Source organism: Streptomyces laculatispora (genome assembly GCF_017353455.1).
Lineage (GTDB): Bacteria > Actinomycetota > Actinomycetes > Streptomycetales > Streptomycetaceae > Streptomyces > Streptomyces laculatispora.
In genome coordinates this window covers 1-11,565 of the sequence record NZ_JAFMPZ010000342.1, presented here as the reverse complement: position 1 = coordinate 11,565, position 11,565 = coordinate 1, and the positions used below count along the sequence as shown (strand labels likewise).

The following is an 11,565-nucleotide window of genomic DNA, read 5'->3' as shown; positions in this document are numbered from 1 at the left end:
GGCCTCGCGGACAGCCCTTAAGGGGGGTGCCGGACAACTTAGGGGAGGGCACGCGGCCGCGCCGGGTCTTCAATGAGGGACGGTTATCCGGATTCCGGCGCCGGTGGTGGAACCCGCCGCGCACCGTCGAGCCATGGATGGGTGGGACCATGACAGTGATTCAGGACGCCCCGTCGAACAGCGTGGGCGACAACTCCGCGGCGCCCCGGCCGGATCTGCGCTCGCTGGTGGACCAGGCGGCCGGGCTGAAGAGCGCGGCGCGCGAGGGAATGGGTCCGCGCTCCACCGAACAGCAGCACGCCCGGGGCAAGCTGACGGCTCCGGAGCGACTGGAGCTGCTCTTCGACGCGGGCACGTTCCAGGAGGTGGAGCCGCTGCGGCGGCACCGGTCCACGGGGTTCGGCCTGGAGCACCGGCGGCCGAGCGGGGACGGGGTGATCACCGGGTGGGGCCAGGTGCACGGCCGCACGGTGTTCGCGTACGCGCATGACTTCAGGGTCTTCGGCGGCTCGCTGGGCGAGGCGCACGCGCAGAAGATCCACAAGGTGATGGATCTGGCGCTCTCCTCCGGCGCACCGCTGGTGGGACTGAGCGACGGCGCCGGGGCACGCATCCAGGAGGGTGTGACGGCGCTCGCCGGGTACGGCGGGATCTTCCGCCGCAATGTGCGGGCGTCCGGGGTGATTCCCCAGATCAGTGTGATTCTCGGGCCGTGCGCGGGCGGTGCCACCTACTCGCCGGCGCTCACCGATTTCGTCTTCATGGTGCGGGACATCTCGCAGATGTACATCACCGGGCCCGACGTGGTCCAGGCCGTGACCAACGAGCGGGTGACGCACGAGCAGCTCGGTGGGGCCGAGGTGCACGCGACGGTCTCCGGCGCGGCCGGCTTCGTGTACGACGACGAGGCGGAGTGTCTGGAGGAGGTCAGGCACCTGCTCTCCCTGCTGCCCGCGAACAACCGCGAACTACCGCCCGAGGCGCCGACCGACGACCCGGCGGACCGGCGGTGCGAGAGCCTGCTGAGCCTGGTGCCGCACCACGCCAACCAGTCGTACGACATGCGCGCGGTGATCCGGGAGATCGTCGACGACGAGGACTTCTTCGAGGTCCACGCACAGTGGGCCACCAACATCATCTGCGCGCTGGCCCGGCTGGACGGCCACACGGTCGGCATCGTGGCGAACCAGCCCGCCTCGCAGGCCGGGGTGCTGGACATCCACGCCTCGGAGAAGGCGGCGCGGTTCGTCCAGACCTGCGACGCGTTCAGCATCCCCCTGGTCACGCTGGTCGACGTGCCGGGCTTCCTGCCCGGCACCGACCAGGAGCACCGGGGCATCATCCGGCACGGGGCGAAGCTGCTCTACGCCTACTGCGACGCGACCGTGCCCCGCGTCCAGGTCATCCTGCGCAAGGCGTACGGCGGTGCGTACATCGTGATGGACTCGCGGTCCATCGGCGCCGACCTGTCCTTCGCGTGGCCGACCAACGAGATCGCCGTGATGGGCGCGGAAGGCGCGGCGAACATCGTCTTCCGCCGGGAGATCGCTGCCGCGCCTGATCCCGCGGCGGCCCGTGAGCAGCGGATCAAGGAGTACCAGCAGGAGCTGATGCACCCCTACTACGCGGCGGAGCGGGGCCTGGTCGACGATGTGATCGATCCGGCCGAGACCCGTGCGGTGCTGGCGAGTTCCCTCGCGATGCTGCGGACCAAGGACGCACCGGTCCCGGCCCGGAAGCACGGCAACCCCCCGACCTGAGACCTGTGAGGAGTGACCCGCATGACCGCTCTCCGCCACGCCCCGACAGCCCGGCCCACCGGCCCGGACCGCACCGGACCCGCGCTGCGTTTCCTCGGCGGCGCACCGTCCACCGAGGAGATCGCCGCGGTGACCGCCGCGCTGCTGAGCCTGCGCCGCGCCCCGGCGACCGGTCCGGACGCCCCTCCCGGCGCCGCACCCCGGTGGAGCGCACCGCTGCACTACCGGCCGCCCGGCAGCTGGGCGGCACGATGAGACAGGACGTGGAGCACTGATGACGGACGACTCCCGGGAGACCGGACCCTGGATCCGGCGTTTCCATCCGGCACCCGAGGCGCGCGCCCGCCTGGTCTGCTTCCCGCACGCGGGCGGATCGGCCACCTACTACTTCCCGGTGTCGCGGGCGCTGTCCCCGGCGGTCGACGTGCTCGCGATCCAGTACCCGGGGCGCCAGGACCGCAGGAACGAGCCCTGCGTCGAGGACATCGAGGAGCTGGCCGGCCTCGTCGTCGAGGAGCTGCGCCCCTGGGGGGACGTGCCCCTGACCCTGTTCGGTCACAGCATGGGGGCCACGCTCGCGTTCGAGGTGGCCCGCAGGCTGGAGGCCGCGGGGACACCGCCGGACACGCTCTTCGCCTCCGGCCGCCGGGCGCCCTCCCGGGTGCGCGAGGAGACCGTGCACCTGGCGGACGACGACCGCCTCATCGCCGACATCAGCCAGCTGAGCGGGACCGATTCCGCGGTGCTGGCCGATCCCGAGATCCTGCGGATGATCCTCCCGGCGGTCCGCAGCGACTACAAGGCCGCGGAGACCTACCGCTACCGGCCGGGACCACCGCTCGGCCTGGATGTCGTGGCGCTCGCCGGTGACGACGATCCGCAGGTGACCGTCGACGAGGCGGCGTCGTGGCGCGAGCACACCACGGCGTCGTTCGAGCTGAAGGTGTTCCCCGGTGGGCACTTCTTCCTGGACTCGCACGTGGCTCCGGTCCTCGACCTGATCCGCGCGCGCATGAGGGGGCGGGCGGTGGGATCGTGAGCCGCCGGGGGCGACTGGCTGTCCGGCCCGCGCGCCCGGTCGCCCGCGTGTGAGTGCCGTACGGGGACGCCCGGACCGGCGTCCGCCTCGGGAAACCCCCTGCCGCATGCCCCGGAGCCACCTCCGGGGCATGTGTGTTTCATGCCCCGTCCAATGCAATCCGGACAGAGTTGCGCTTCCCTCACCAGAATCTAGACGACCGTACTAGACTAACGTCTATCGCGGCATCGGGCAGTCTGCCCTCAAGAGCCGATGTGCGAGGCAGTCCCGGTCGGCGCCCGTGAGCGCACCGGCCTGACAGACATCCCATCCCGCCCCGCGTACACGGTCACGCCTCCTTCCCATGGTTGGCCGTCACCGACCGGCTATCGACTACGGAGGCCAGAGTGCCGGTACGACCAGAGCACGGCGTCACCTCACGCGTCACCGAGGACGGGTGCCTCGAATTCCTCACCGCGACGGACGGCGCCAGTTACCGGTGCAGCCCCGTCGCCGCAGCCATGTGGATCGCGCTGCGCCAGCACAACGGCCAACTCGGCCCGGCGGCCGAGATGCTGGCCGAGCTGTGGTGTACGGACCCGGAGAACACCCGTACCGACATGGACATCTGGGTGAGCGAGCTGCGCGACGCCGGCCTGGTCCGCGACGAACCCTGAGGGGCGGCGGCGCGGCGCCCGCCCCTCTTCCGGGCGCCCGATCGCCCCCTCGAACCCCTCTCGCGTCCCGTTCGGGCAGCCTCGGCCACGCCCCTTTCAGGCGACCGGGCCCGAGCCGGCGGCGGCACCCTGGTGCAGCACCAGAATGGCCCGCATCGCCTCGGCCAGATCACGCCCGGAGGGCGCGGTCTCCGGCGAGAACAGCCACAGCGACATCACCCCGTTGAGCAGCGCGGCGTAGAACCGGCCGAGGGTGACCGCCATCTGCTCGTCGACCTCACTCTCGTCCACGCCGTGAAAGAGCGCCACCAGCGCCGACCAGCCGAACGGCTGCGCCCTGGAGAGCCCTTCGCGCATCTGGGGCAGGTTCTCCGCGTGCACGGCGACCTCCACGCTCAGCGCCCACAGGGGTTTGCGCTCCGGGAAGATCTCGACGATGCGGTTCCAGACCATCTCGAAACGCTCGATCGTCGAAGAGGCGGATTCGAGGTCGGCCCCGATCGCGGTGCCCGGCCCGAACTCGTCCGCCCACTCCTGCATCGCCTGGACATACGCCTGCACCAGCAGGGCGTCCTTGGACCCGTAGTGGTAGCCGATGGACGCCAGAGCGGTTCCGGATGCCGCCACGATGTCGCGCGCACTCGTACGGGCGAACCCCTTCTCCAGCAGACAGCGCTTCGCACCTTCCAGAAGATCTTCACGGTGACCCACAGCACCACCCTTGCCTCGAAGTCGTCGGGGCATCTTAGACCGACCGAACTCCCCCAGAACCGGCAAGCGTTGGACCGTGACCGCCGAACGCTCCACCGCCTCCCGAGCGTGCAGCTTGTGGCCACTAGAGGATGCGACGAGCGTGCGCCACACTCGTAGGCGTGTGGCGTACGCACACGCGTTCCATATACGCCACACGCGTTCCAATGAGGCATTTTCCCAATGCCGGGACAAGTCAATCTGCTGCGTGGCGTTCGGGGGACAGAGTGGAATTTGCCGAAAGAGAGCCGGAAGTCCAGGCGTTGCGCACCGCACTCGATGAGTGCCGGAACGGCGCGGCACGCATCGTCCTCATCGAGGGAGCCGCCGGATGCGGCAAGAGTGAGCTCATCGACACCCTCGCCGACTGGACCGAAACCGGCGACGAGCTGACGCTGCGGGCGTTCTGCTCACCGACCGAACGGGAGCTGCCGCTCGGCCTGATGCGACAGCTGACCGGGGACGCACCGGCCGGCGCGCTCCCCGAGGTCTCCACGGCACCGGACGGCCAGCCGCAGGTCAGCGCGATGCGGAAGTTCCAGGCGGCGCTGGAGCGGCTGAGCGCCACGACTCCGCTGATCATCACCGTCGACGACGTGCACCACGCGGACAGCGCGTCCCTGCGCTATCTCCAGCACATCGTCCGGCACTGCCGCTCCACCAGGATGCTGCTGGCGCTCACGACCCCCCTCCACCAGGACGGCCAGGACGCCGCCTTCGGTACGGAGCTGCTGCGCAGCCGCAACGTGCGGCGCATCCGGCTGCGGCGGCTGAGCCCCGAGGGATGCCGACGCGTCGCGGCCGGCTCCCACGGCACCACCCCGCGCGAGGCGCTCTCCGGCGAGCTGCACGCGATCAGCGGGGGCAACCCGCTGCTGCTGCGCGCGCTCCTGGAGGAGTACCGCTCCGCCCCGACCGGCACCGACGCCTTCCGCCCCGAGCAGGGCGGGCTGTTCGGGCAGGCCGTCCTGACCTGTCTGCGGCACAGCGGGCCGCACATGCTGGACCTCGGCGCGGCGCTCGCCGTACTGGGCGACGCCTACACACCGGAACGGGCCGGCAGGCTCCTGGGCGTCCCGGCCTTCGCCGCCGCGCAGTCGGTCGCCTCGCTGTCCGCCTCCGGGATTCTCAACGGCCACCGCTTCCCGCACTCGCACACCGAGACGGCGATCCTGGATCAGGTGCCGGCCGGCGTGCTGGCCGGCCTGCAGCTGCGCACCGCCGAACTCCTGCACCTGGAGGGCGAATCCGTCACCCGGGTCGCCGGGCACCTGCTCGCCGCCACCCAGCTGGGCGGATCGCTCACCGCCGTCCCCTGGGCCGTGGACGTGCTGCGGGAGGCCACCGAGGACCTGCTGGCCCACGGCGACTCCGTCCGTGCGACGAAGGCGCTCGAACTCGCCCACGAACTGAGCCGCGACGAACAGCAGCGGGCCGACATCAAGACCCGGCTCGCGGCCGTCACCTGGCGGGTCAATCCGGGCCGGGCGGAGAAGCACCTGTCCGCCCCGCTCGCCGTGCTCCGGTCGGGCCGGCTGGCCGCCGAGCGCCTGGCACCGCTGGCCGAACTCCTCACCTCCCAGGGCCGGATCGCCGAGGCGGCCGAGGTGATGTCCATGATCCTCAGCGATACCGCGGCGAGCGGCGCCGGGGGCCACGCGGGGACCGGATACGGACCCCGCCCGGCCGAGACGGCGGGCGCTTCCGGTGTCCGGGCCGAGAATCCGCGAGAACCCGGCGGGGGAAGACCCGCGGCCGACGCCGAGAACAGCGCCGAGACCACGGCCGCCGAACGCTTCCTGCGCACGACCGTCCTCACCGACGAGACGCTGGAACCGGTCATGCGCGCCCTGCGGTCCCTCTCCTACTTCGGTCAGCCCGAACGGGCCGCCGTCTGCTGCCGCGAGCTGATCGCCGAGGCCGAGCGGCAGAAGGCCCCCGCCTGGCAGGCCCTGTTCTCCTCGGCGCTCGCGGCGGTACTGCTGCGCCTGAGCGATCTGCACGCCGCCGAGGAGTACGCGCGCCGGTCGCTGGACTGCCTGCCCGAGCAGAGCAGCAGCGCGTTCATCGGCAGCCCGACGGCCACCCTGATCCGGGCCCGCACCCTCATGGGGGACCACGCGGCGGTCGCCCGGCAGCTCCACCAGCCCGTCGCGGACACGCTGTTCAAGAGCACCCACGGTCTCGCCTACTTGCGCGCCCGCGGTCTCTATCTGATGGCGACGCATCAACTCCAGGCCGCACTGGGCGACTTCCTGGAAGCGGGCCGGCTCGCCAAGAGCTGGGGCGTGGACCGGCCGGCCATACTGCCCTGGCGCACGGACGCGGCCGACGCGTTGTTCCGGCTCGGTGAGACGCAGCGGGCCAAGGCGCTCGTGGAGCAGCAGTTCGCCGACCCGGACGCGCGCAGGCCGTGGGTACGCGGTATCAGCCTGCGTCTACGCGCGGTGACCTCGGATCCTCGCCAGCAACTCGCCCTGCTGAACCAGTCGGTCGACGAGCTGAGCCGCTCCGGCGACCGGGTGGAGCTGGCCCGTTCACTCGCCGCGCTGGGCCGTTCGCTGCGGGCGGTCTCCGAGCCCGCACGGGCGGACGCGGTGATCCGCAGGGCCTGGAACCTGGCCCGGGAGTGCGGTGCCGAGTCGCTGCGCGAGGAGATCTGCCCGGAACTCGGTCCGGAGGACGGGATGCACCGGCGTGGCGCCCCGGAGGAGTACCGTTCCGATACCGACACGAAGCTGAGCGACTCCGAGCGCCGGGTGGCCACCCTCGCGGCGAGCGGCTACACCAACCGCGAGATCTCCCTGAAGCTGCACATCACCGTCAGCACCGTCGAGCAGCACCTCACCCGCGTCTACCGCAAGCTCAACATCACGCGCCGGCAGGACCTGCCGGTGGACCTGCACCTCGCGGTCTCCACGGCCGAAGCCGTCTGATCGGGGCTTCCGGGCCCGGTGTGGACCGCGACCCGGCACGGACTGGAAGGACTGGCCTCGGTGACCCACGGAAAGCTGCTCGCTCTCAGCGACCAGCACGTCGCCCATGAGGAGAACCGGCGCATCACGGAGTCGCTCCGGCCGGATTCCGACGACGACTGGCTGCTCGTCGCCGGGGATGTAGGCGAGAAGTTCGAGGACATCGCCTGGGCGCTGAAACTCCTCGCGGAGCGTTTCGCCCAGGTCGTCTGGGCCCCTGGCAACCACGAGTTGTGGACCCACCCCGCCGACCCCGTCACGCTGCGCGGCGCCGCCCGCTACGAGGCCCTGGTCGAGCTGTGCCGAGGTCTGGGCGTACTGACCCCCGAGGACCCGTACCCGGTCTGGCACGGCGGGGAGGCGCCCGTCACGATCGCCCCCCTGTTCGTCCTGTACGACTACTCCTTCCTCGCCCCCGGGACCCGCACCAAAGAGGAATCCCTGCGCGTGGCCCACGAATCGGGGGTGGTGTGCACCGACGAGTTCCTGCTTCACCCCGATCCGTACCCGTCGCGGGACGCCTGGTGCCGGGCCCGGGTCGCCCTCACGCAGGAGCGGCTCGCGGCCGTCGACCCCGGGCACGGCACGGTCCTGGTCAACCACTATCCGCTGGTGCGGGACCCGACGCGGGTCCTGCGCCACCCCGAGTTCGCCCAGTGGTGCGGCACCGAGCTGACCGCCGACTGGCACCGGCGCTTCCGCGCGGTCGCCGCCGTCTACGGCCACCTCCACATCCCCCGGGTCACCTGGCACGACGGGGTCCGCTTCGAGGAGGTGTCGATCGGATACCCGAGGGAGTGGCGTTCCCGGCCGGCCCGCTCCCCGCTGCGCCAGATCCTGCCCCGGCCCGCATCGGAGCACGCGGCATGATCGAGGCCATACTTCCCGCGGAGGTGGCCGCCGTGGGCGTGTTCGGCGATCTGTCGCCCCGGGAGGGCTGCGGGCTCTTCCCGGCGGAGACCGCAGTGATCGCCCGGTCGGTGGCGCGCCGCCGCGCCGAGTTCACCACCGTACGGCTGTGCGCACGGCGCGCGATGGACGAACTCGGCCTGCCGCCGGCGCCCCTGCTGCCCGGGAAGCGGGGCGCGGTCAGCTGGCCGGACGGCGTGACCGGCAGCATGACCCACTGCGCCGGCTACCGCGCGGCGGCAGTCGCCCGCACCGGGGCCATCGCGTCACTGGGCATCGACGCGGAACCGAATCGGCCACTGCCCGACGGCGTACTGGAGGTCGTCTCCCTGCCGCGCGAGCGAGCCGGGCTCGCCGCACTCGCCCGGCGACGCCCGGAGGTGTGCGGGGACCGGCTGCTGTTCAGCGCCAAGGAGTCGGTGTTCAAGACCTGGTATCCGCTGACCCGGCGTGAACTCGACTTCACGGAGGCGGAGCTCGACTTCGACCCGGCGGGCACCTTCTCGGCGCGGCTGCTGGTGCCGGGACCCGAGGTGGCCGGGCAACGTCACGACACGTTCTGCGGGCACTGGTCGGTGGGGCGCGGCTTCGTCCTGACCGCGATCGCCCTGCCCGCGTGAAGTGAACGGCCGGTCCGCGCACTGCCGCGTTCCGTCAGCACGTCCGCGGCGCGCGGCTTGCCGCACGGTGGAAACAGGGAAAACCTTCAACTAACCGCTTCCCCGCATACGGCAAACCCAAACGGTGTCACGACCCGAACGCAAGTAAAGGGACGGTAAATGAAATGCATTCATTAAGTAAATAATGTTCGATGCGCAACCCTCTCGGTTACGCTCATGATCGACCCAGCCCGCTCCGATTGCCCTTACAGGCAATTCGACATGAGGGGAATTTTTCCTGACTCGGCACCGCCGAGGCAACTCCCCGAACACTGCTGTTTCAATTTCCAACAACCTTTTCGAAACTTTCCGCACCTCCTCTCTCCACCGCACAGCCTTACCCTCGGATCACTCGTGAGCGAATTCACGCTCCATTTCTCTTCACGAAATCCAGATACCCTAGAGTCGAAGCCCACCGACCTGCGGGCACAAGGGGGGAGCAGCGAATGCCGGCAGCCAGAGGCTCCCACTCGCTTGGGGAATTCACACCACAGGACCGCGGCGCATCAACACATCGGTTCAGCGGGGACGAGACCCGATTCGAGCGCGAGGTCGTCGCCGAGGGTCTGAGCCTGAGTCCTGAGCAGTCGATCGGCGCGGAGCGGGTACTGCGGCTCCTGGGCCTGATCCGGTCGGCTGCCGCCGCGGGCGAACTCATCGCCCCGGTGGACGCGGAGGAGACGGGGGCGTTGCTGGCACGGGCGCTCGGAGCTCAGCTGCGCGAACGTGAGCTGCACGAACGTCACACGGACGGCGAAACCGGTGACCTCGCGGAGAACGGACCGGACCGGGCAGGTCCGCCCTCCGCCGTTCCTCCCCCGGCGTGCGATCCCGCCGACGCCGCGGCCTTTCACGCGCTGATCAACGAGATGAGCGCCCACTGCCGGGAGGAACTCCTCCTCGTCCTGCCCAGTGGCGCCCGCCCCTGCCAGGCCTTTCCGACCGCCCGGACCATCGCCCTGGATCTGCTCGCCCGCGGGGTGCGGGCCCGGCTGATCTACCAGCACGCCATCCGCGGCGACCTGGTCACCCGCGCCCTGGTGCGGGAGCTCACCCAGCACGGGGCCGAGGTCAGGACCAGCGCGGAACTGATCGATCCGCTCGTCGCCTTCGACCGCGAAGCGCTCGTTCTGCCCCACTCCACGGACTCCTCCCGGGGGGCCGGCGTGACATCGGCGGCCGCGGTGCGGAACCCGGCCGTGGTCGCGTTCGCCTGCGCCGCTTTCGAGAACCTGTGGAACACCGCGAGCCCGCTCATTCCCGACGCGAAGAACACCACGCACACAATCGATGACCTCAAGAAGTCAATAGTGCGTCTTCTCGCAATGGGCCACAAGGACGAAATGGTGGCCCGCCGGCTCGGCATATCGGTCCGTACGTGCCGTCGCCATATCGCTGAAATCATGGATGAACAGGGAGCTCTCAGCCGCTTTCAGGCCGGTGTTCATCTGACCCGGGCAGGCCTGGTCGACGATCCCTTTCCACCGCCGGGAGAGCCGTGACAGGAAAAGAGTCCGACCTGTCGGATAATCCCCGGGCCGCGGAAGGGCCCCCGCACTCGGCATATGCGCCCGGAACATCACCCACTTAACGAACCGGACCGTTACGCACGTACCGCATACGTGCCGAAATACCGCTCCGTGCCGCTCCGTGCCGCTCCGCCTGTGACAACGGCGGCCCCCGGGGCCACAGTGTGGTCCCGGGGGCCGCCGTCAGTCACGGACCAGGGCTACTTGGTCCACTCCGACCAGTCCATGTTCCAGCCGTTGAGGCCGTTGTCCGGCTGGATCGTCTTGTCGTGGGAGTTCTTCACGACCACGACGTCGCCGATGAGCGAGTTGTTGAAGAACCAGGCCGCCGGGGTGCCCGGGTCGCCGCCGCCGCGGGCGTCCATCATGCCGACGCAGCCGTGGCTGGTGTTGCTGGAGCCGAAGACGCCCGAACCGCCCCAGTAGTTGCCGTGGATGAAGGTGCCCGACGTGGACAGGCGCATCGCGTGCGGCACGTCCTTGATGTCGTACTCACCGCCGAAGCCGACGGTGTCACCGTTCATCCGGGTCACCCGGAGCTTCTCGCTGATGACCATCCGGCCGTTGTACGTGGTGGTGGCCGGGGCGCCCGCGGAGATCGCGATGTCCTTGACCTGCTTGCCGTCGCGGACGACCTTCATCCGGTGCGAGCTCGCGTCCACGGTGCTGATCTGCCGGCGGCCGATGGTGAACGACACCGTCTTGACCTGCTTGCCGTAGACCCCCGGGCGTCCCTCGACGCCGTCGAGGTTGAGCTTCACGGTCACCTTGGTGCCCGCGGCCCAGTAGTCCTGCGGCCGGAAGTCCAGGCGGTCGTTGCCGAACCAGTGGCCCTCGACCTCGACGGCCGGCTCGGCCGTCACCTTGATGGCCTTCTCGACGGACTCCGGGTCGGTGATGCCGCGGGTGAAGTGGATCGAGACGGGCATGCCGACGCCGACCGTGGCACCGTTCTCCGGGGTGTACTGCCCGATGAAGGTGTTCTGCGGGACCAGCGTGGTGAAGGCGGTGTCCTTCGCCGACTCACGGCCCTTCTCGTCCTTGGCCACGGCGTGGACCTTGTACTTGGTCGCCGAGGCCAGATGCTGGTCCGGCTCCCAGCTGGCGCCGTCCGCCGCGATCTTGCCCTCGACCTCGGCACCCTTGGCGTCGGAGACCTTCACCGTGGAGAGCTTCCCCTGTTCGGCCGAGATCTTCAGCGCCCCGCTGGTGGCGACGGAGTCGGCACCGTCCTTCGGGGCGACCTTCACCACCGCCTGCGAGGCACTGGTGTCGCCGGTCTTCGCCC

General features: G+C 70.3%; 10 protein-coding genes. 8 read left to right on the top strand and 2 right to left on the bottom strand.

Annotated elements, in window-relative coordinates; translation table 11 throughout:
* The first annotated feature begins 149 nt into the window (after positions 1-149).
* The 4 genes from J1C73_RS18470 to J1C73_RS18455 all read left to right on the top strand — a co-directional run bounded on the left by J1C73_RS18470 (position 150) and on the right by J1C73_RS18455 (position 3,455).
* A complete protein-coding gene (locus J1C73_RS18470; RefSeq protein ID WP_207317376.1) occupies positions 150-1,760 on the top strand; it encodes an acyl-CoA carboxylase subunit beta in 1,611 nt (536 codons plus the stop codon).
* Positions 1,761-1,781: 21 nt separating this feature from the next.
* Complete coding sequence (locus tag J1C73_RS18465; protein WP_123461753.1) at positions 1,782-2,015, top strand: acyl-CoA carboxylase epsilon subunit; 234 nt, start codon at positions 1,782-1,784, stop codon at positions 2,013-2,015.
* 19 nt (positions 2,016-2,034) lie between these two features.
* Positions 2,035-2,799 (top strand): thioesterase II family protein, encoded by a 765-nt coding sequence (locus tag J1C73_RS18460; RefSeq protein ID WP_207317375.1) that lies wholly within the window; start codon positions 2,035-2,037, stop codon positions 2,797-2,799.
* Positions 2,800-3,185: 386 nt separating this feature from the next.
* On the top strand, positions 3,186-3,455 hold the full coding sequence (locus J1C73_RS18455; protein ID WP_123461751.1) for a PqqD family protein: 270 nt from the start codon (positions 3,186-3,188) through the stop codon (positions 3,453-3,455).
* Positions 3,456-3,551: 96 nt separating this feature from the next.
* Here the strand turns inward: J1C73_RS18455 and J1C73_RS18450 are convergent, their stop codons facing one another.
* Positions 3,552-4,166 carry a TetR/AcrR family transcriptional regulator gene (locus tag J1C73_RS18450; RefSeq protein WP_207317374.1) on the bottom strand — a complete coding sequence of 205 codons (615 nt, stop codon included), beginning with the start codon at positions 4,164-4,166 and terminating at the stop codon, positions 3,552-3,554.
* A 266-nt stretch (positions 4,167-4,432) separates the two neighbouring features.
* On the opposite strand from J1C73_RS18450, the gene J1C73_RS18445 reads away from it, so the two are divergent.
* The 4 genes from J1C73_RS18445 to J1C73_RS34995 all read left to right on the top strand — a co-directional run bounded on the left by J1C73_RS18445 (position 4,433) and on the right by J1C73_RS34995 (position 10,250).
* The gene (locus J1C73_RS18445) at positions 4,433-7,141 is read left to right on the top strand and encodes an AAA family ATPase (RefSeq protein WP_307797724.1); all 2,709 of its coding nucleotides are present in this window, start codon (positions 4,433-4,435) and stop codon (positions 7,139-7,141) included.
* Between the two features lie 60 nt (positions 7,142-7,201).
* Complete coding sequence (locus J1C73_RS18440; protein ID WP_207317372.1) at positions 7,202-8,050, top strand: metallophosphoesterase family protein; 849 nt, start codon at positions 7,202-7,204, stop codon at positions 8,048-8,050.
* Positions 8,047-8,709: a 4'-phosphopantetheinyl transferase family protein gene (locus tag J1C73_RS18435; RefSeq protein WP_207317371.1), complete on the top strand. Its 663-nt coding sequence runs from the start codon at positions 8,047-8,049 to the stop codon at positions 8,707-8,709. The genes J1C73_RS18440 and J1C73_RS18435 overlap by 4 nt, the downstream gene beginning before the upstream one ends.
* A gap of 485 nt (positions 8,710-9,194) precedes the next feature.
* A complete protein-coding gene (locus J1C73_RS34995) occupies positions 9,195-10,250 on the top strand; it encodes a helix-turn-helix transcriptional regulator (protein ID WP_242644352.1) in 1,056 nt (351 codons plus the stop codon).
* Between the two features lie 227 nt (positions 10,251-10,477).
* Here the strand turns inward: J1C73_RS34995 and J1C73_RS18425 are convergent.
* A partial coding sequence (locus J1C73_RS18425) for a L,D-transpeptidase (RefSeq protein WP_207317370.1) occupies positions 10,478-11,565 on the bottom strand: 1,088 nt, incomplete at its 5' end.

What these genes read in the sequence shown, in the direction of transcription:
- J1C73_RS34995 (WP_242644352.1), top strand. Translation starts at nt 9,195, where the DNA reads ATGCCGGCAGCCAGAGGCTCCCACTCGCTTGGGGAATTCACACCACAG.
- J1C73_RS18465 (WP_123461753.1), top strand. Translation starts at nt 1,782, where the DNA reads ATGACCGCTCTCCGCCACGCCCCGACAGCCCGGCCCACCGGCCCGGAC.
- J1C73_RS18460 (WP_207317375.1), top strand. Translation starts at nt 2,035, where the DNA reads ATGACGGACGACTCCCGGGAGACCGGACCCTGGATCCGGCGTTTCCAT.
- J1C73_RS18435 (WP_207317371.1), top strand. Translation starts at nt 8,047, where the DNA reads ATGATCGAGGCCATACTTCCCGCGGAGGTGGCCGCCGTGGGCGTGTTC.
- J1C73_RS18470 (WP_207317376.1), top strand. Translation starts at nt 150, where the DNA reads ATGACAGTGATTCAGGACGCCCCGTCGAACAGCGTGGGCGACAACTCC.